Here is a 19604-nt window from a genome sequence, read left to right as displayed (position 1 = left end):
CGGGGATTATTTGGTGACCCAGAGCGTGGGCCACGACGAACTCGCATTCCACTCATCGCACGTCGGCTCTTCGGCGTAACGCACCAGGCGAAAACGCTGGCCATCAAAACGCCAGCGTGTCGCCACACCGCAATCACCAACGCCACGCCCTTTTGCAAGCGTCGTCAGCTCTTTGTTCGTTTCATCATACCCGGCGTTCATCAGCTCTAGTTCAGTGTTTCCACTCCCCGGCGTAAACGGCAGTTTTAAGCGAATTTGTCGGGCAGCAAAAGGTTTCTGCCGTGACACCACCCAGGCGAGATCGACCACGTTGTAAGCGCCTGCTTCGCACCCGGTCATCAACAATGCTTTGTCATCGCTAAGGGCGAAAACGCGAACTTCACGACGGGCAGGATCGAGCGAACACTGGCTGTTGTTCATGCGCCAGGTCCCGTAATCCAGCAGATCACTCAGTTCCACCTGCGTTAAAGGCGTTGGAGTTGGGTTTGTCAGTGTGACTTCTTTGAGCGCGGGTGCAGGCGGCACGCTCAGCGGTGGATCGTCACCTTTCTTAATCCATGCTGTTTCGCTACCGACTCGCTGCTGTTGGCTGTCAATAAACAACAGTGACGCTTTCAGACCCGCAAGTGAAATACTTCCCCGTCCTTTCGCCAGCGTAATCGCATCGGCGTTCGCCACTTTATCGAGGAAGCCATTGATCGCATCAGCATCACTGGTTTTGAGATGGCGCGGTGTTTCCTGCCATTTCGCTAAGTCCAGCGTCAACGGTTCACCATCAACCAACAGGCGTGGCGCAATTGGCGGCGCTTTAGGTTCTGCGATGGTCATATTACCGAGATCAATTCTCAGCGTTGCATCAGTACGCGCGCCCGCACTACGGGTCAGCGTCATTACTAATCCTTGATGCAGCCCAGTGTTACGGGCCGCACAAAAATTTTGGTTGTTGCAGGTAACTTGCCAGTCGGAGAAAGACTTTTGTGCAGGTGCCGCGAAAACGGAGCTCGCTATAAATAATATAAAAAGAAACAGCGATTTGAACCGAAGGCACATTGGCGACACACATCCTGAAAAGACGAAGAGAATTTCACGTATACACAAAATAATTCGAGTTGCATCACGGCGGCAAGGGACCAAGTCCCATGGAGCTTACATAAGTAAGTGATCTGGGTAAGTGAGCGCAGCCAACAAAGAGGCAACTTGAAGTATGACGGATATACAAAAAGTGGCGATATCTTCGTCTGGTTAACGTTTGTACTCAATCGGATTTATCGGATAGATTTACTTAAAATCACCTATCCGTAATCCATTGAATAACAATGTTTTTAATTCATGATTCCGCGTAATTGCAGCTGTTGTAACAGGATTACCGTTTTTCCGTCACGAATTTCACCACTTGCGACCATTTCCAGCGCTTTTAGGAAGGGGATTTCCAGCACGTCGATATCTTCATCATCAATACCGCCACCGGCGTTGTCGCGCTGAGCGTCGCTGTATTCCGCCATGTAGAAATGAATCAGCTCGGTCACGCCGCCTGGCGACATATAAAGCTCAAAGACTTTTTCGACTTCCCCAACTTCGTACCCGGTTTCTTCGATAGCTTCTTTGCGGGCACACACTTCCGGTTCATCGGCATCCAGCAGACCCGCACAGGCTTCAATTAACATGCCATCAGGGTTGCCGTTTACCCACGTTGCCACGCGGAACTGACGTGTCAAAACGACCGTTTTTTTATCGCGGTTGTACAGCAGCATGGTTGCGCCGTTTCCCCGGTCATAGACTTCACGTTTGTGGCGAATAGCTTCAGCTTCGTTACGGTATAGATCGTAGGTGATATTACGCAGAATGAAGTAATTATCTGAGAGGACTTTATCTTTGATGACTTCGATTTTAATCGACATACCGTCTCCACAGTGAGTTAGGGGAGCCGATCATAATATTCCGCTAAATACTTTTTGTCTTCTGGTTATGAAACGAGATTACCCTAAATAATCCGAGTTGCAGGTAGGCGGCCAGGCCGTAAGTCCCCAGCAGCATAGATAACTATGTGACTGGGGCGCACGGGTGCAGCCAACACACCTGCAACTCGAAGTATGACGGGTAATCAGAAACCGTTTTTCACTCCGCTCATGTCGGGCAACTTATGCGCAATCCCTTTATGGCAATCCACGCAGGTTTGCCCATCTTTGACCGCTTTATCATGCATCTTTGCCGCGACCGTTTTCTGGGCGGTGAAATCCATATAGTCAAAGTTATGGCAGTTTCGGCACTCTTGCGAGTTGTTGTTCTTCATTCGCCGCCACTCGTTTTGCGCCATCGCCAGGCGGTGGTCATCAAACTTTTGCGGCGTATCGATTAAGCCAAACGCTTTGGCATACAACTCTTTGCTGGCCTGAATTTTACGCAAAATTTTAGGCCCCCATTCGTGGGGGACGTGGCAGTCCGGGCAGGTAGCCCGCACGCCGCTGCGGTTATTGTAGTGCACTGTCTGCATATATTCTTCGTAGACGTTGGCACGCATTTCATGGCAACCGATACAAAACTCTTCGCGGTTGGTCATCTCCATGCCGGTGTTAAAACCGCCCCAGAAAATAATCCCACCAGCGAAACCAATCAGCAATAACGTGCCCAGCGCCAGGCGGCTCGGGCGACGCCACCACTGCCACATACGCTTGATGATGCCGGGCTTACGGGTTGATTTATCCATAATGACCTCTAGTTCCCAAAACCTTTAGACGGCGTGAATGTGTTTTCGACAATCGGTGCCGCATCGGTTTGAGGGACATGGCATTGCAGGCAGAAGTAACGGCGCGGTGCCACATTAGAAAGCACGTTGCCGTCGCTATCCATAAAGTGTGTCGGGCTGACGCGCGGCGCACCTGTAGTACGGTAATGTTCAACGCCGTGGCATTGCAGGCAACGGTTGGTGTTTTTACTCACCTGGTAGCCATCAACGCTATGGGGAATCATTGGCGGCTGGTTCACATAGTTGAGCGCCATACGCCCCTGCTGTTTTGGCATATGGATTGACCCTTCTGGCGTACCAGAAACTTCAGGTGATTGCGTCAGGTCAACGCCGTTTGCTGCCCACAAAGCACCACTTGCCAGCAGCGTAAATGCCGCAATCCATTGAAAGAACATCTTAGTCAGGATGGTTTTTTTCATGATTTAATCCCCCTTACACCTTCGCCAGTTTTACAGCGCATTTCTTATAATCCGTCTCTTTCGAAAGTGGATCGGTCGCGTCGAGCGTCAGGTTATTCACCAGTTGCGCTGCATCGAAGAACGGCATGTACACCAGCCCCTGCGGCGGTTTGTTGCGACCGCGTGTTTCGACAATCGAAATCACTTCGCCACGACGCGAGATAACTTTCACTTTGTCGCCACGGCGCAGATCACGCGCCTTGGCATCAAGCGGGTGGATAAACAAAACGGCTTCCGGGAAGGCGCGATGCAGTTCCGGCATGCGGCGCGTCATGCTGCCGGTATGCCAGTGTTCCAGCACGCGTCCGGTGGACAACCACAGGTCATATTCCTGGTCCGGAGATTCAGCCGCAGGCTCAAATGGCAGCGCGAAAATCACCGCTTTACCGTCTGGCTTGCCATAGAACTTGAAGCCCTCACCCGCTTTCACGTATGGGTCATGCCCTTCGCTGTAGCGCCAGAGCGTCTCTTTACCGTCGACTACCGGCCAGCGCAGGCCGCGCGCTTTGTGGTAATCATCAAACGGCGCAAGATCGTGCCCGTGGCCACGGCCAAATGCGGCGTACTCCTCGAACAACCCTTTTTGCAGGTAGAAACCTAACTCGTGGGATTCGTCATTGAGCTGCCCTTCAGCCAGTTCAGTGACCGGGAATTTGCTGACGTTCGAGTTAGCAAACAATACGTCGAACAGCGTTTTGCCACGGTATTCTGGTTTCTGATCGACAAGTTCAGCTGGCCACACTTCTTCAACTTTGAAGCGCTTCGCAAACTGAACGAGCTGCCAGAGATCGGATTTAGCCTCGCCCGGCGCTTTAACCTGTTGTCGCCAGAACTGGGTGCGGCGTTCGGCATTGCCGTAAGCGCCCTCTTTTTCCACCCACATTGCGGTTGGCAGGATCAGATCCGCGCTTAATGCGCTGATCGTTGGATAAGGATCGGAAACAATCACGAAGTTGCGCGGATCGCGCCAGCCCGGCATACGCTCTTCGGTAATGTTCGGTCCGGCCTGCATGTTGTTGTTACACATCACCCAATAGACGTTGAGCTTGCCATCTTTCAGTGCACGGTCCTGGGCCACGGCATGTAAACCTACTTTTGCCGGGATGGTGCCTGCTGGAAGTTGCCACATGTTTTCGGTGATTTGGCGGTGCTTCTCGTTCGTCACCACCATGTCTGCTGGCAGGCGATGGGAGAAGGTGCCGACTTCACGCGCCGTACCGCAAGCCGAAGGCTGGCCGGTTAAAGAGAACGGACCGCAGCCCGGCTGGGAGATTTTGCCGGTGAGCAAATGGATGTTGTAAACGAGGTTATTCGCCCAGACGCCACGCGAGTGCTGGTTAAAGCCCATCGTCCAGTAAGAGATCACTTTCTTATTCGGGTCAGCATACAACTTCGCCAGCGCTTCAAGCTGGTCTTGCGGCACACCACTCATTTCAGCGGTTTTTTCCAGCGTGTACTCGGCAACAAAGGCTTTGTAATCGTCAAAACTCATTGGCTCAGAGGCATCTGAACCTGGATTTTTCGCCGCTTTTTCCAGAGGATGTGTCGGGCGTAAACCGTAGCCGATATCCGTCACACCTTTACGCAGATTCACATGCTGCTTAAAGAAGGATTCATTTATCGCGTTGTTCTGAATAATGTAATTGGCGATGTAGTTCAGAATCGCCAGGTCGGTTTGCGGCGTGAACACCATACCGTTATCTGCCAGCTCGAAACTACGATGCTGGAAGGTAGAAAGAACGGCGACCTCAACTTTTTCATTCGACAGGCGGCGGTTAGTGATGCGCGACCATAAAACCGGGTGCATCTCGGCCATGTTCGAGCCCCACAGTACGAACGCATCGGCCTGCTCTATATCGTCGTAGCAGCCCATCGGCTCATCCATGCCGAAAGTGCGCATGAAGCCCACAACAGCTGAAGCCATGCAGTGGCGTGCGTTCGGGTCGAGGTTGTTGGAGCGGAAACCGGCTTTGAATAATTTAGAGGCGGCGTAACCTTCCCATACCGTCCACTGGCCAGAGCCAAACATGCCGACCGCTTCCGGCCCTTTCTCTTTCAGGCTGGTCTTGAATTTTTGTTCCATGATGTCGAAGGCCTGATCCCAGGTGATGGGAGTGAACTCACCTTCTTTATCGTACTGCCCGTCTTTCATGCGCAACAGCGGCTGCGTGAGACGGTCTTTTCCGTACATAATTTTTGGCAGGAAGTAGCCTTTAATGCAGTTCAGACCACGGTTAACCGGTGCATCCGGGTCGCCCTGGCTTGCCACAACACGCCCGTCCTGGGTGCCGACTAATACGCCACAACCGGTGCCACAAAAACGGCATGGGGCTTTATCCCATTTAATGGCATCTTGTTTCCCGACAACCGCACGGGCAACGCTCGGTACGCTAAGGCCAGCGGCGGCCGCCGCGGCTGCAATAGCGTTCGCTTTCATAAAACTACGACGACTGAGTTTCATGGTGTTTCCTCACCTTGCTCATCCTGCTGGTGATAAACCAGCGACACCGCCAACACGCCCGCAATATTGCGTGCCGACTCAATTTGATTCAGCAGCACGTCACTACGTTCTGCTTCCATAACCACAACCAATTTCCCGTGCTCGACATCACTTGCCGCGACTTCGCTACCCGGAAGTTCGTTCAATGCGGCACTTACCGCGAGAATATTGTGTGGTTGCGCCTGAACCACCAGGCCTGCGACGTGCCAGTTAGCTTGCATTTGCGTGCCTCATCTTGATGGAGGAAACCGGACAACCGGATATACATGCCCCGCAAGCGGTGCAATCGGTGTGATTGAGCAGAGGTTGTGCGATCCCCTGCAAAGAGGGGCGAAATGAAATTGCCTGCGTGTCGCAGGTATCCTGGCAGCTACGGCATTCGATACTATTTTTGGCCAGACAGTTATCGCCAATCGATAGCGTGTGTTCCCACGGGGAAACCTCACGTGCCAGGAAGAGTTGTTCCGGGCAGGCTTGCGCGCAGGCGTAGCAAAAAGTGCATTCACCATGGTCGAAGTTAACTTCGGGGTAGCCGCCTTGACCGCGTTTCAGAACGCGAGTTTCGCAGGCCGACAAGCAGGTATCGCAGCGAGTGCAATCCAAAAGGAAATGGTTTTCATCTCCGCTCCAGGGTGGGCGGAAAGCAGTTGCGGAGCGTCGAAAGCTCCCGGTCAATAATCCACGTCGGGAAAAATCAGCCATAAGGCACATCCTTGCATCACAAATGCCAGCCTTCGCAGTACTGAAACCGGCAAACACATCTGTGTTATCTCCGTAGTTTTCTACGGGTTTTTATAGAGTGATACGTTATGTGATAAAGGGGGAGTAGAGGCATCACCCTTTAGGGGTAAATGCCGGTGTGGGATCAAAAAGAAATTCGGTTTGTAAAACAAACACTCACCCCGCCGATAAGACGGGGTGAAATTAGCAACTAATTAAGACGTTGGGGCAGAACTTGCAGATATTCCATAATCCCTGCCGCCGCATGTCGGCCTTCCGCCATCGCCGTGACCACCAGATCAGCACCACGGACCGCATCACCACCCGCAAAGATTTTTGGGTTGCTGGTCTGATAGCGTAATTTATCTTCAACGCTGGCAAGGATCCTCCCCCAGCTATCAAGCTTCACCCCGTGCTCTTCCAGCCATGGCATGCCGTGAGGGTGGAAACCAAACGCCATAATTACCGCATCGGCTGGCATGATAAATTCAGAGCCTTCAATCGGTTCCGGACGGCGGCGGCCCTGTTCGTCAGGTGCGCCCATTTGGGTGCGCAGCATACGGATGCCCATCACTTGCCCACTGTCATCCAGTTCAATATTCAGCGGCTGCACATTGAACTCAAACAACGCCCCTTCTTCCCGTGCGTTTTTGACCTCTTTTTTGGAACCCGGCATGTTGGCTTCATCACGGCGATAGGCGCAGGTGACTTGCTGGGCACCATGGCGTAGCGAAGTTCGAACACAATCCATCGCCGTATCACCGCCACCGAGTATCACCACCTGCTTACCAGCCATATTGATATACGGCTCGTCAGGCAACTCCGGTAATCCCATTACCTGTTTAGTATTAGCAATCAGGAACGGCAGCGCGTCGTAAACGCCTGGCGCATCTTCGTTTGGCAGCCCTGCTTTCATTGAACGATAAGTCCCCACCCCAACAAACACCGCGTCAAAATCAGCCAGCACCTGTTGCAGGGAAATATCGCGGCCAATCTCGGTATTAAGTTTGAATTCAATTCCCATTGCGCTGAAGATTTCACGGCGGCGGCTTAACAGCGATTTATCCAGCTTGAATGCGGGAATACCAAACGTCAGCAGCCCACCGATTTCGGGATGGCGGTCGAACACAGTGGCTTTAATGCCATTGCGTGCCAGAATATCCGCGCAGGCAAGGCCGGCAGGCCCAGCACCAATTACGGCAACGCGGCGGTCTGTCGATTTAACGTAAGAAAGATCCGGCGTCCAGCCACTGGCAAAGGCTTTATCGGAAATATAACGTTCGATATTGCCGATGGTGACAGCGCCATATTCATCTTTGAGGGTACAGGCACTTTCACATAAACGGTCTTGTGGACACACTCGCCCGGTCACTTCCGGCAGGCAGTTTGTCTGATGCGAAAGCTCAACCGCTTCCAGAATGCGCCCTTCTTTGACCAGTTCAATCCAGTGCGGAATATGGTTGTGCAGCGGGCATGTCCACTCGCAAATGCTGTGCTCGCCACATTTCATACAGCGATCGGCCTGGCTTTCAGCCTGATTTTTATCAAAAGTGAGATAGATTTCGTCGAAGCCGGTTTTACGCAAGGCCAGGTCAATTTTGTCCGGGTCCTGCCGCGCAGGAGTGGCACGCATTTTTTCTACTTTACTTAAATCAGCACTCAGAGAGAGTTGCTGTGCTGTTTGCTGCGCGGTGGTATGCCACGGCTGAGATTCCTGAGCCGCCGAGCGTAAACGCCGGTTTTTTGCCAGGGCGGCAAGCGTCTCGCTATTAATTAATTTCAGTGCCTTGCTGGGGCAATTTTCCACACACGCCGGGCCGTTTTTACGCTCATGGCATAAATCACATTTATGGGCATTCGCTTTAACGGAGCGCCCGTCATTCATCGGAGTGGTGAGGACCTGCATCGCGCCAAATGGGCACGCAACCACGCAGGATTTACAGCCAATACACTTGTGTTGATTAACCTGAACACTATCATTTACTCGCGAAATAGCTTCGTTGGGGCAACTGCTTGCACACGGAGCATCTTCGCAATGACGGCAAGTTACCGCATTGCGCCTTCCCTGATGTTTAATAACAGAGATCCGTGGCTGAAATTGTTGGGTGGTCAGAACATGCTTTTCATCATTGTGAGCCATTACGCAGGCGATTTCGCATGCATGACAACCGATACATTGCTGTGCATTGGCAAGAACAAAACGATTCATTTTTACCCCTTTGCCCGTTATCACAAACAGGAGGCTATTTTTTATGGGGGTATGTTATGACCTGGCAAAGTCTTCACTGGCAATGGTCATTTGCCCAGTTTGATGCGAAATCTGCTAATAACCTGGTAAGGATCAATTTATTTTCGTGTTTAATGAAACATCGTTTTGCACCGGTTTGTTATGCAACGGTTGTGTTTCTGGTAGGTGCTGGTTAATTCTATAAGTTTGTTTTGGAAGGTATGCCGAAATATAGCCAACAATAATTTCTGAAATCTTACGTTTCTGATACGTTTCGCTCTCAACTATTTCGATGGGTTATTATAAGTGATAGTAAAACGCTCGCTCTCCACGAGCCTTGCCCGAGCTTTCTTTTACATTATTCTGCTATCGCTGCTTTCCACAGGCATCGCGATGTTAACCCTTGCCAGCAGCTTGCGAGATGCCGAAGCGATTAACGTCGCAGGTTCGTTACGTATGCAGAGCTATCGCCTGGGATATGATTTGCAAGGCGACCGCATCAATCTGGACAAACATCTTGAGCAGTACAACCAGTCGCTGCGTTCTCCAGCCCTGCTTAAAATTGAAAAATTCTGGGTTCCTGCTGAAGTCCGTAACCGTTTCGCAGTGATTAACCATGCCTGGTCCGATATGGAAAACCATATTCGCCAGGGCGATCTGCAGTGGTACAAGGCCAACATTACCGGCTATGTGGCACAAATAGACCTGTTTGTCCTGGCACTTCAGCATTATGCCGAACGCAAAATGCTGCAGGTGGTGATAGCTTCAGTGGTGGGCTTTATTGCCATTTTCACGCTGGTCTTTTTCACCTTACGCCGCTTTCGCCACCAGGTTGTGGCACCTCTGAACAAACTAATGGAAGCAAGTCGGACTATTGAACGCGGTGAGTTTGATTACCCACCACTAAATACACAGCTACCCAATGAACTGGGCTTGTTGTCACATACCTTCACGCGCATGTCGGGCGAGTTACATAAACTTTATCGTTCACTTGAAGAGAGCGTGCAGGAAAAAACGCTGGACCTGCAGGAAGCCAATCAGACGCTGGAAGTGCTATATGCCTGCTCACAGGCACTGACCGTCAGCACCATAGACCAGCACTGTTTTGCACGAGTATTGCAGCAGGTGCGCCAGAAAACACCAGTCAATTATCTGGAGATGAAGACGGGTGAAAACTGGAAAATACAGGAAGGTGTTCAAGACGATAAGGAATCATGGCAAACATTGTCGATTGTGCTTGAGAATAAAGAGTTAGGTTTGCTCCGCTGGCAGGCTCCGGAAGGTGTTCCGCCACTACCATTAATGCAAAGTCTGGCAAATATGTTGGGCCGTGGTCTCTACTTCAACCAGGCGCAAAAGCACTATCAACAATTATTGCTGATGGAAGAGCGCGCGACGATTGCCCGTGAATTACACGACTCGCTGGCGCAAGTGCTTTCTTATTTACGTATCCAACTCACGTTACTCAAACGTGCGGTACCGGTAGAAAACCAGCCTGCACAACGTATTATTGGTGATTTTTCCCAGGCGCTGAACGATGCCTACCGCCAATTACGTGAGCTATTGACGACCTTCCGCCTGACACTTCAGCAAGCCGATTTACCTTCCGCATTGCAGGAGATGATTGCTCCCCTGCGCAACCAGACTGAAGCCGTTATTACCATGGATTGCGACATACCCACTCAGGCGCTGGATGCCTCGCAACAGGTGCATTTGCTGCAGATTATTCGTGAGGGTGTGTTAAATGCTATTAAACATGCGCAAGCACAAAAAATAACCGTAAGCTGTAATACATCCCCTGAGGGGATTCATACTGTGAGTATTCTTGATGATGGCTCTGGAATTGCCAGCCTGACGGAACCTGAAGGGCATTACGGATTGAATATTATGCACGAGCGCGCTGCTCGTTTAGGTGGCAATCTGGCTATTTCCCGCCCCGCAGAGGGTGGGACGTTGATTACGATGACTTTTCGTTCGCCGCCATCAGACCAGGCAACGCGCGAAACGCCGGTGAATCTATAACGATAATAATGTGAACAATATTGGGAGTTGTGATGAGTGAGAAAAATGTCTGCCAGGTATTAATCGTCGATGATCATCCGTTAATGCGTCGTGGCATCCGCCAATTGCTGGAAATGGATGACAGCTTTAGTGTGGTGGGTGAAGCAAGCAGCGGCGCAGAAGCCATTAGCCTTGCGAATCGCCTGACCCCTGATCTGATTTTGCTCGATCTGAATATGAAAGGCCTGAGCGGGTTAGATACGCTAAATGCCCTGCGCCGTGACGGCGTCAGTGCCCGTATCGTAGTACTGACCGTTTCTGATTCACGCAGTGATATATTCACCCTGATAGATGCCGGTGCTGATGGCTATCTGCTTAAAGACAGCGACCCGGATGTATTGCTGGAAGATATACATCGTGGTGCAACTGAAGGCGAAGCTTACAGTGAGCAAGTTGCTGAATACTTACGCACCCGCAGCACCGACAAACGCAGTGACGACCCTTTTGCCGTCTTAACCGAACGTGAACTAGATGTCTTGCAAGAAGTCGCTAAAGGTTTGTCAAACAAGCAGATTGCCTCTGGCCTGCATATCTCAGAAGAGACAGTGAAAGTGCATATACGCAATTTGCTGCGTAAACTTCAGGTGCGTTCACGCGTCGCGGCAACAGTACTTTTCCTTGAAAACCGGGGCTTCTAAGCCCTGTTTCAACTGGTAAAACATCTACATAGCACGAAAATAATTTACATTATCTCCTTATTTCCTCCACGTTTGGACTTGCTGTTAAGGCTACAGTGACAACTGATATCAATAATCACAATCTGAAGTACTGACGAGGTCCTGACTGAATGGCGAATTTCTTTATTAATCGCCCCATTTTTGCCTGGGTGCTGGCTATTATTTTGTGCCTCACCGGCGCACTGGCTATTTTTTCATTGCCCGTAGAGCAATACCCCGACCTCGCGCCGCCAAATGTGCGAATCACTGCGAACTACCCTGGTGCGTCAGCACAAACGTTGGAAAACACAGTCACTCAGGTTATCGAGCAAAATATGACCGGACTGGACAACATGATGTATATGTCGTCCCAAAGTAGCAGCGCAGGCCAGGCGACGATCACGCTGAGCTTTAAAGCCGGAACCGACCCAGATGAAGCCGTGCAGCAGGTGCAAAACCAGCTGCAATCCGCGCTGCGCAAATTGCCACAGGCGGTACAAACGCAAGGTGTTACGGTCAATAAAACGGGCGATACCAATATTTTGATGGTGGCGTTTGTTTCTGAAGACGGCAGCATGGATAAGCAAGATATTGCCGATTACGTGGCCAGTAATATTCAGGACCCGCTCAGCCGTATTGATGGCGTGGGCAGCGTTGATGCTTATGGCTCGCAATATTCGATGCGTATCTGGCTCAACCCGAACAAACTCACCAGCTATCAGATGACCACGCAGGATGTGGTTGATGCCATCAGTTCGCAAAACGCCCAGATTGCCGTGGGGCAACTCGGTGGAACGCCATCTGTTGATATGCAGGCGCTCAATGCCACCATCAATGCCCAATCGCTGCTGCAAACACCGCAACAGTTTAAAGATATTACGCTGCGCGTGAATCAGGATGGTTCAGTTGTCTCGCTGGGTGATGTTGCAGACGTTGAGCTAGGCGCAGAAAAGTATGATTTCCTGAGCCGCTATAACGGGCAGGCTGCGTCAGGGCTTGGGATTAAACTGGCATCCGGTGCCAACGAAATGGAAACCGATGCGCTGGCGCGGGCAAAAATTGATGAACTTGCGCAATATTTCCCCCATGGGCTGAAAGCAAAAATCGCCTACGAAACCACGCCATTCGTCAAAGCCTCTATTAAAGACGTCGTGAAAACATTACTGGAAGCCATCTTGCTGGTATTCCTCGTGATGTATCTGTTCTTACAGAATTTCAGGGCGACATTGATTCCGACTATCGCCGTACCAGTGGTGTTGATGGGTACGTTTTCGGTGCTCTACGCCTTTGGCTACAGTATTAACACGCTAACCATGTTCGCCATGGTTTTGGCGATCGGTTTGCTGGTAGATGATGCCATCGTGGTGGTGGAAAACGTCGAACGCATCATGAGCGAGGAAGGGTTATCGCCCAAAGAAGCGACCCGCAAATCGATGGGTCAGATTCAAGGCGCACTGGTCGGGATTGCGATGGTACTTTCCGCTGTGTTTGTGCCAATGGCCTTCTTTGGCGGCACAACTGGAGCAATTTACCGCCAGTTCTCGATAACCATCGTTTCCGCCATGGTGCTGTCTGTTTTAGTGGCGCTCATACTGACACCAGCCCTATGCGCAACGCTTCTCAAACCGCTGCATAAAGGTGAACAACACGGCCAGAAAGGTTTCTTTGGCTGGTTTAACCGCATGTTTAACCGCAACGCCGAGCGCTATGAACATGGGGTCGGGAGAATACTCGCCCGCAGCGTGCGCTGGATGCTGATTTATGTCCTGCTACTGGCCGGCATGGTGTTCATGTTTATGCGCCTGCCGACCTCATTCCTACCGCTTGAGGACACCGGCGTTTTCACCACCTCGGTGGTTTTACCGAGTGGTTCCACACAGCAGCAAACGACGAAAGTCGTTGAGAAAATTGAACAATATTACCTTACCCAAGAGAAGGCCAACGTCCTTTCAGTGTTCTCCACCATTGGTGCAGGGCCTGGTGGCAACGGGCAGAACGTAGCGCGTATGTTTATCCGCCTGAAGAACTGGGATGACAGGGATTCTGATACCGGAAGTTCCTTTGCCATCATTGAAAGGGCTACTAAAGCGTTTCGTAAAATCAAAGAGGCTCAGGTTATCGCCAGCAGCCCACCAGCGATTAACGGCCTGGGTAATGCCGCAGGCTTTGATATGGAACTCCAGGATCACGCCGGTGCCGGGCACCAGGCACTGATGCAAGCCCGCAACCAACTGCTTGATATGGCGGGAAGTGATAGCTCACTAACCCGCGTGCGCCACAACGGCCTTGATGACAGTCCGCAAATGCAGATCGATATAGATCAGCGTAAAGCACAGGCATTGGGCGTCTCCATTAGCGATATCAATAACACTCTACAAACCGCCTGGGGCTCCAGCTATGTTAACGATTTCATGGACAGGGGCCGCGTGAAGAAGGTGTATGTACAAGCTGATGCCAAATACCGCATGCTGCCGGACGATATTAACCAGTGGTATGTGCGCAATAAAGATGGCGGAATGGTGCCATTCTCAGCCTTTGCGTCTTCTCACTGGGAGTCTGGTTCGCCGCGCCTTGAACGCTATAACGGCTATTCGTCGTTAGAAATCGTTGGGGAAGCCGCACCCGGTGTGAGCACTGGGACGGCAATGGATATTATGGAACAACTGGTGCAGAAATTACCGGCTGGCTTTGGCCTTCAATGGACTGGCATGTCTTATCAGGAACGCTTATCAGGGGCGCAGGCTCCGGCGCTCTACGCCATCTCTCTATTAGTGGTGTTCCTGTGTCTGGCGGCACTTTATGAAAGCTGGTCAGTGCCGTTCTCGGTGATGCTGGTTGTTCCGTTAGGGGTAGTTGGTGCGTTGCTGGCAACCTGGATGCGCGGGCTGGAAAGCGACGTGTATTTCCAGGTGGGGCTGTTAACGGTTATAGGATTGGCGGCCAAGAACGCCATTCTGATTGTTGAGTTCGCCAACGATATGAATGCCCAGGGCCGCGAACTGGTTGCCGCAACACTCGACGCCTGCCGCCAACGTTTACGCCCGATACTGATGACATCCCTGGCATTTATCTTCGGCGTGTTGCCAATGGCAACCAGCAGTGGTGCAGGTTCCGGTAGCCAGCATGCGGTTGGTACCGGGGTGATGGGCGGGATGATTTCAGCGACCGTGCTGGCGATATTCTTCGTGCCATTGTTCTTTGTGCTGGTGCGCAGAAGATTCCCGCTCAAAGAACATCCAGATAGCTAACCAACAAAAAAGCGACCTTAAGTGGTCGCTTTTTGTATGGCTCAAAGGATATGAGAATAAGAACATCATGTTCCCATTGTATTTTTTACCCGGTTAGATCATTTACGAAGCATATCTTCAATGAAATCTTTCCAGTTCCCTAGTTCGTGCTCAATCATAACCGCCTCTCTTATAATTGCTTTAATTATACGTAATCCCTTCCATGGAGTGAAGCGGCATTACTTTGCAGCTTCACTGGCTATCTATCATCAAATATTGAGAGTCGACTGCGTATGGACTTAATTATTAGCTCAATAGGTATTTAATAATGTGACGAAACACTTGAAATAAAATGTTTCAGTTACTCCGCAGCTCTGCAAGCCACGAAAATCGGACTTTTCGTAGCACTCAAAGACTCTGAGCACGCTCAATGCCAAACGGCGATAAATTAATCAAAGCAGAAAAAGAATCTCTATTACCTAACTTTTAGATTAGCAACTGAGTTATATTTTTCCTTGCAACTTTTTTATCATTTTATTTATTCTAAATTGCTGCATAAATAATCACTGCCAAAAATAAGGATTTAACCCGTGATAATTCTCTACGGTATTAAAAACTGCGACACCATCAAGAAAGCACGCCGCTGGTTGGATACTCAAGGTGTGGAATATCAATTCCATGACTATCGTGTAGATGGGTTAGATGCCGAATTATTGAATAGTTTTATTGCCGAGTTAGGCTGGGAAGCCTTGTTGAATACGCGCGGGACGACCTGGAGAAAGCTCGATGAAGCTCATCGCGCAAGTATTACTGACGCCGAAACTGCAGCAGCGCTAATGCTTGAAATGCCAGCAATCATCAAACGCCCATTGCTCTACGCGCCCGGTCAGCCTATGCTGCTGGGTTTCAATGAATCGAACTATCAGCAGTTTATCAACGAGGTATAGAGCTATGTCTTGCCCGGTTATTGAGCTGACGCAACAGCTTATCCGCCGCCCTTCTCTGAGCCCTGACGACGCTGGCTGCCAGGCGCTGATGATTGAGCGACTACGTGCCATTGGTTTTACTATCGAGCACATGGATTTTGGCGACACGCAAAACTTCTGGGCATGGCGAGGAAAAGGCGAAACGCTGGCGTTTGCTGGCCATACCGACGTCGTGCCTTCAGGTGATGCCGACCGCTGGATTAACCCACCGTTTGAACCGACTATCCGTGATGGCATGCTCTTTGGTCGTGGTGCTGCAGATATGAAAGGGTCGCTAGCCGCGATGGTGGTTGCAGCAGAACGTTTTGTGGCACAGAACCCGCGCCATAAAGGCCGCCTTGCATTTCTTATCACATCTGATGAAGAAGCCAGTGCCAAAAATGGCACTGTTAAAGTCGTCGAAACATTAATGGCGCGCCATGAAAGACTCGATTACTGCCTGGTTGGTGAACCTTCCAGCACTGAAGTTGTAGGCGATGTAGTAAAAAACGGCCGCCGTGGCTCACTGACCTGTAACCTCACCGTTCACGGTGTACAGGGGCACGTTGCTTACCCGCATCTGGCTGATAACCCAGTTCATCGCGCAGCGCCAATGCTCAATGAGCTGGTCACTATCGAATGGGACAAAGGCAATGAGTTCTTCCCGGCGACCAGCATGCAGATTGCCAACGTTCAGGCCGGCACCGGCAGTAACAACGTTATCCCAGGCGATCTCTACGTGCAGTTCAACTTCCGCTTCAGCACGGAGCTGACTGACGAAGATATTAAACAACGCGTGATTGCCCTGCTCGATAAGTATGAGTTGCGTTACACCCTCGACTGGTGGCTCTCGGGCCAACCGTTCCTTACATCACGCGGGAAGCTGGTGGATGCGGTAGTGAATGCAGTTGAGCACTATAATGAGATTAGACCGCAACTGTTGACCACCGGCGGCACATCCGATGGGCGCTTTATCGCACGCATGGGGGCGCAGGTGGTGGAACTTGGGCCAGTGAACGCGACTATTCATAAGATAAATGAGTGTGTTAACGCCGCTGACCTGCAAATGTTGGCCCGTATGTATCAACGCATTATGGAGCAGCTTGTCGCCTGACAGGTCGCAATTAACATTAATCATAGCCAGATTAATTGGTGTTGTGGCACGGCAGCCATGGAGCTTATCCCGATGAGCTTACTTGAGTAATTGATTCGGGTAAGTGAGTGCAGCAAACGCCGCCACAACGTCAATTAACAAGGCGAAAGAGGTTATACGCATGGAATGGCTATCGCATTATTGGTGGATCATCGTACTGGTGCTGCTTCTGGGCATTTTCCTTAATGTAATTAAGGATCTGAAGCGTATTGATCCGAAGAAATATATGGCGAATAAACCTGAGCTTCCTCCTCATCGTGACTTTAACGATAAGTGGGATGACGAAGACGATTTCCCAAAGAAAAAGCCTTAACTAACAAATGAGCGGGGAAATCCCCGCTTTTCAGACTACCGAACCCTTCGCTTTTCTGGCATTCAGGCCAGTGTCTAAAGGCAAGCAGTCAAAATTTAACGTTTTAATTTGGCTACATAAGGCAGATTTCTGTACTTATTTTCCCATGGCATGCCATATCCAATTAATAAGTCATCATTTTCCATCTCATATGCATAATATTGTCTGACGGGGATATCTACTCGACCCGGTTTGACAAAAAGAACAGCAACGCTGACCGATTTTGGCGTGTAGTTTTCTGAGATAAATTGAACAAGGCGCTTCATCGTTCCGCCTGACTCAATGGCATCATCAATGATGATGACATCTCGACCGCTGATATCGATATTCTGATGGAAAACTATCGCTGAGTTATTATTCCTGTCGCCTGGCGTATGCGGGCAGGCAATATAATCCATATTAATATCAAAATTTAACTGCCGGGTCAGGTCAGCAGTGAAGAGGATCCCGCCCGGTACAACCGTAATAATGACAGCGTCATTAAAATGCTGATTGAGTTGTGCAGCAACTTTTGTCACACCCTCGGCAATAGCCGATTCACTAATTATAATTTCGCCAACATGTTCATGTTTCATAGAAATTTCTCTTTAGTTATCAGAGTAATCAACAGATTCAGAATTCGTTAAAACCCTTACTGGCCAGACTCGTTACCGCCGGCAAGATCCTGCCCCTCATACCTCAAACAGCGTATATTCTGAAAACAAATCTATCACAAACTATCACCGTAGCAATTTTTTAGATCTAAATATTGCACAAAAACACACTAACGAGCATCATCGAGCAACATTAAACCACCATTAAGTGTGCGTAATGTCGCACAAATCAACATGCTTTGTGCGATTCGAATATCACCTGACGTCGTCAAACACTCCACCACATAGAGGCTCTGACCTAATGATTAAACTTATTATTACTGACCTGGATGGCACATTTCTAAATAGTAACGGAGATTATGACAGGGCGTTATTCATGGAAGTCAGCGCAATAATGGCCGAAAAGGGTGTTCACTTCGCAGCCTGTACCGGAAAACAGTGCGACAGGGTTGAGGAGTTGTTTGGAGACTACAGCAGGAACCTGTGGATTGTGGGAGACAGTGCAACCCGAATCAAATACGACGGGAAATTTGTTTATCAGTCACTGATCAAAAATGAGTTGGGCTTACGCATCATTAATACCCTTCAGGAAGTTAGCTCTCAACATGTCATCATCGCCTGTACTTCAGAAGGGGCAGTGATCCGCGCCGACCTTGCGCAAAGGCTAAAGGATAAGGTACGAAATTCGTATTCTAGCATGGTTGAAGTAGACGACCTGGGTGCGCTGACATCTGATTTTGTTAAAATTACTGTGTATGACGAGGAAGGTCACTGCCCACAGACCCGGCCTCACCTGTCCACCTTCGAAAATGAAGTTTACATTGTGGTGTCAGAAGCGGCATGGATTGATATTGCGGACTATGGTGTTCACAAAGGAACCACCATACAAAAGCTCCAGGAACTGCTTGGTGTCAGTAAGCACGAAACCATGGCTTTCGGCGATGGCTACAACGATATTGAGTTGCTCGCAATGGCCGAATACAGTTTTGCAATGCGCAATGCCTTCGAGGAAACCAAGGCGGTTGCAAATTTTATCACTGGATACAATGACGCAAATGCAGTCCAGGAAACGATCAAACGGATGTTGGCTCTTCAGTCCTAACGTCTGCTTGCGCAAACCATCAGTGAAGGTTCATTCCAGCCTTCACTGAGGTAGATATGTGGCTAATCAACAATCTCGATGCGAAGATTTTCGCTACTGAAATCCTGCATTCGGGTTTCACGGCTCACCACGACAATATCAATAGCATCACAGGTAGCAACTTTATATCTCGCCACCTGACACATCTTATCTGCAATGACAGCGGCAATAACTTCGTTACTCTGAGCGATGACTTCTTTTTTAAAACAGGCATCTTCATAGTATACGGCTGTGAGCCCAGCCTGTGGGTCGAGGCCACAAACACCGATAAACGTCTGGTCAAAAATCATATTACGGACCTGGTTTACGGTATCTAAACCCAGAGTGCTCCCTGTTTTGGGACTCACTTTTCCTCCCAACAGAATCAACTCCCCTGACTGTCTACTGCTTAATGCAGAGGCAATTTGTGGCGAATTTGTCACGATGGTAAGTTCAAACGACTCAGGGATAAAATCCACCATCGCCAGATACGTTGAACCAGCGTCGATGAAAATACAGGTATCCGGCTTTATCAACTCAGCGCATCGTCTGGCTACATCTGACTTTTCAGAAACACTTTGCGCCACACGGGTTTCAAAGCTCGCTGATTTCTGAAGCTGACTGACAGCCCCTCCGTAGACTTTTTTACATAAACCTTTGCGAGCCAGAACCTGAAGATCACGGCGAATAGTATGTTCTGAAACACCGAGTTGGCGGGCAATGTCGGCGCCAATCACCCTGCCAGTTTCAGTAAGCATTTGATGGATAAGATCCTGCCGCTGCTCAGGGAAAGCATCATAATCGATCACGAAAAACCTCAATCAAACAC

At 50.0% G+C, this 19604-nt stretch carries 18 protein-coding genes; 7 read left to right on the top strand and 11 right to left on the bottom strand.

Annotation, left to right across the window (positions count from 1 at the left end; genetic code table 11):
* Positions 1–6: 6 nt before the first annotated feature.
* The 8 genes from AC0IXI_RS06665 to aegA all read right to left on the bottom strand — a co-directional run bounded on the left by AC0IXI_RS06665 (position 7) and on the right by aegA (position 8630).
* On the bottom strand, positions 7–1050 hold the full coding sequence (locus AC0IXI_RS06665; protein ID WP_471682139.1) for a DUF1176 domain-containing protein: 1044 nt from the start codon (positions 1048–1050) through the stop codon (positions 7–9).
* Positions 1051–1322: 272 nt separating this feature from the next.
* Entirely contained in the window at positions 1323–1898 is a 576-nt protein-coding gene (gene nudK / locus AC0IXI_RS06660; protein WP_134185020.1) for a GDP-mannose pyrophosphatase NudK, read from the bottom strand.
* Positions 1899–2101: 203 nt separating this feature from the next.
* Positions 2102–2704: a cytochrome c-type protein NapC gene (gene napC, locus AC0IXI_RS06655; RefSeq protein ID WP_134185018.1), complete on the bottom strand. Its 603-nt coding sequence runs from the start codon at positions 2702–2704 to the stop codon at positions 2102–2104.
* An 8-nt stretch (positions 2705–2712) separates the two neighbouring features.
* Complete coding sequence (gene napB, locus AC0IXI_RS06650) at positions 2713–3162, bottom strand: nitrate reductase cytochrome c-type subunit (protein WP_413498718.1); 450 nt, start codon at positions 3160–3162, stop codon at positions 2713–2715.
* Between the two features lie 13 nt (positions 3163–3175).
* The gene (gene napA / locus AC0IXI_RS06645; protein ID WP_471682138.1) at positions 3176–5662 is read right to left on the bottom strand and encodes a nitrate reductase catalytic subunit NapA; all 2487 of its coding nucleotides are present in this window, start codon (positions 5660–5662) and stop codon (positions 3176–3178) included.
* Positions 5659–5922, bottom strand: a complete 264-nt coding sequence (gene napD, locus AC0IXI_RS06640) for a chaperone NapD (protein ID WP_134185014.1) — start codon at positions 5920–5922, stop codon at positions 5659–5661. Before napD ends, napA begins: the two co-directional genes overlap by 4 nt.
* Positions 5912–6403 carry a ferredoxin-type protein NapF gene (gene napF, locus AC0IXI_RS06635; protein ID WP_471682137.1) on the bottom strand — a complete coding sequence of 164 codons (492 nt, stop codon included), beginning with the start codon at positions 6401–6403 and terminating at the stop codon, positions 5912–5914. Before napF ends, napD begins: the two co-directional genes overlap by 11 nt.
* Positions 6404–6632: 229 nt before the next feature.
* Positions 6633–8630, bottom strand: coding sequence for a formate-dependent uric acid utilization protein AegA (gene aegA, locus AC0IXI_RS06630; RefSeq protein WP_471682136.1), 1998 nt, complete (start codon positions 8628–8630; stop codon positions 6633–6635).
* 324 nt (positions 8631–8954) lie between these two features.
* Between aegA and narQ the strand changes: the two genes are divergently transcribed.
* The 3 genes from narQ to acrD all read left to right on the top strand — a co-directional run bounded on the left by narQ (position 8955) and on the right by acrD (position 14613).
* Complete coding sequence (gene narQ / locus AC0IXI_RS06625) at positions 8955–10670, top strand: nitrate/nitrite two-component system sensor histidine kinase NarQ (protein ID WP_134185008.1); 1716 nt, start codon at positions 8955–8957, stop codon at positions 10668–10670.
* 32 nt (positions 10671–10702) lie between these two features.
* On the top strand, positions 10703–11347 hold the full coding sequence (narP, locus tag AC0IXI_RS06620; protein WP_134185006.1) for a nitrate/nitrite response regulator protein NarP: 645 nt from the start codon (positions 10703–10705) through the stop codon (positions 11345–11347).
* 149 nt (positions 11348–11496) lie between these two features.
* Positions 11497–14613 carry a multidrug efflux RND transporter permease AcrD gene (gene acrD, locus AC0IXI_RS06615; RefSeq protein WP_471682135.1) on the top strand — a complete coding sequence of 1039 codons (3117 nt, stop codon included), beginning with the start codon at positions 11497–11499 and terminating at the stop codon, positions 14611–14613.
* A 98-nt stretch (positions 14614–14711) separates the two neighbouring features.
* On the opposite strand, the gene ypfM is transcribed toward acrD, so the two are convergent.
* Positions 14712–14771 carry a protein YpfM gene (ypfM, locus tag AC0IXI_RS06610; protein WP_087867655.1) on the bottom strand — a complete coding sequence of 20 codons (60 nt, stop codon included), beginning with the start codon at positions 14769–14771 and terminating at the stop codon, positions 14712–14714.
* Positions 14772–15182: 411 nt separating this feature from the next.
* Between ypfM and AC0IXI_RS06605 the strand changes: the two genes are divergently transcribed.
* The 3 genes from AC0IXI_RS06605 to AC0IXI_RS06595 all read left to right on the top strand — a co-directional run bounded on the left by AC0IXI_RS06605 (position 15183) and on the right by AC0IXI_RS06595 (position 17023).
* Positions 15183–15539 (top strand): ArsC family reductase, encoded by a 357-nt coding sequence (locus AC0IXI_RS06605; protein ID WP_064512967.1) that lies wholly within the window; start codon positions 15183–15185, stop codon positions 15537–15539.
* Between the two features lie 4 nt (positions 15540–15543).
* Positions 15544–16671: a succinyl-diaminopimelate desuccinylase gene (gene dapE, locus AC0IXI_RS06600; RefSeq protein ID WP_134185002.1), complete on the top strand. Its 1128-nt coding sequence runs from the start codon at positions 15544–15546 to the stop codon at positions 16669–16671.
* Between the two features lie 160 nt (positions 16672–16831).
* Positions 16832–17023: a YpfN family protein gene (locus AC0IXI_RS06595; protein ID WP_034459091.1), complete on the top strand. Its 192-nt coding sequence runs from the start codon at positions 16832–16834 to the stop codon at positions 17021–17023.
* A 95-nt stretch (positions 17024–17118) separates the two neighbouring features.
* On the opposite strand, the gene AC0IXI_RS06590 is transcribed toward AC0IXI_RS06595, so the two are convergent.
* Positions 17119–17637, bottom strand: a complete 519-nt coding sequence (locus tag AC0IXI_RS06590; RefSeq protein ID WP_422569725.1) for a phosphoribosyltransferase — start codon at positions 17635–17637, stop codon at positions 17119–17121.
* Between the two features lie 319 nt (positions 17638–17956).
* Between AC0IXI_RS06590 and AC0IXI_RS06585 the strand changes: the two genes are divergently transcribed.
* Entirely contained in the window at positions 17957–18757 is an 801-nt protein-coding gene (locus AC0IXI_RS06585) for a Cof-type HAD-IIB family hydrolase (protein ID WP_471682134.1), read from the top strand.
* Between the two features lie 62 nt (positions 18758–18819).
* Here AC0IXI_RS06585 and AC0IXI_RS06580 read toward each other — a convergent pair whose 3' ends face one another.
* Entirely contained in the window at positions 18820–19584 is a 765-nt protein-coding gene (locus AC0IXI_RS06580) for a DeoR/GlpR family DNA-binding transcription regulator (protein ID WP_064512971.1), read from the bottom strand.
* Positions 19585–19604: the final 20 nt, after the last annotated feature.

The organism is Buttiauxella sp. AC038 (assembly GCF_979253565.1).
Note: the sequence above shows the minus strand (reverse complement) of the source record. Positions and strands in the feature narration are given on the sequence as shown.

Coding starts and splice junctions, on each gene's coding strand:
- AC0IXI_RS06665 (WP_471682139.1), bottom strand. CDS start 1,050: ATGTGCCTTCGGTTCAAATCGCTGTTTCTTTTTATATTATTTATAGCG.
- nudK (WP_134185020.1), bottom strand. CDS start 1,898: ATGTCGATTAAAATCGAAGTCATCAAAGATAAAGTCCTCTCAGATAAT.
- napC (WP_134185018.1), bottom strand. CDS start 2,704: ATGGATAAATCAACCCGTAAGCCCGGCATCATCAAGCGTATGTGGCAG.
- napB (WP_413498718.1), bottom strand. CDS start 3,162: ATGAAAAAAACCATCCTGACTAAGATGTTCTTTCAATGGATTGCGGCA.
- napA (WP_471682138.1), bottom strand. CDS start 5,662: ATGAAACTCAGTCGTCGTAGTTTTATGAAAGCGAACGCTATTGCAGCC.
- napD (WP_134185014.1), bottom strand. CDS start 5,922: ATGCAAGCTAACTGGCACGTCGCAGGCCTGGTGGTTCAGGCGCAACCA.
- napF (WP_471682137.1), bottom strand. CDS start 6,403: ATGGCTGATTTTTCCCGACGTGGATTATTGACCGGGAGCTTTCGACGC.
- aegA (WP_471682136.1), bottom strand. CDS start 8,630: ATGAATCGTTTTGTTCTTGCCAATGCACAGCAATGTATCGGTTGTCAT.
- narP (WP_134185006.1), top strand. CDS start 10,703: ATGAGTGAGAAAAATGTCTGCCAGGTATTAATCGTCGATGATCATCCG.
- acrD (WP_471682135.1), top strand. CDS start 11,497: ATGGCGAATTTCTTTATTAATCGCCCCATTTTTGCCTGGGTGCTGGCT.
- dapE (WP_134185002.1), top strand. CDS start 15,544: ATGTCTTGCCCGGTTATTGAGCTGACGCAACAGCTTATCCGCCGCCCT.
- AC0IXI_RS06595 (WP_034459091.1), top strand. CDS start 16,832: ATGGAATGGCTATCGCATTATTGGTGGATCATCGTACTGGTGCTGCTT.
- AC0IXI_RS06590 (WP_422569725.1), bottom strand. CDS start 17,637: ATGAAACATGAACATGTTGGCGAAATTATAATTAGTGAATCGGCTATT.
- AC0IXI_RS06585 (WP_471682134.1), top strand. CDS start 17,957: ATGATTAAACTTATTATTACTGACCTGGATGGCACATTTCTAAATAGT.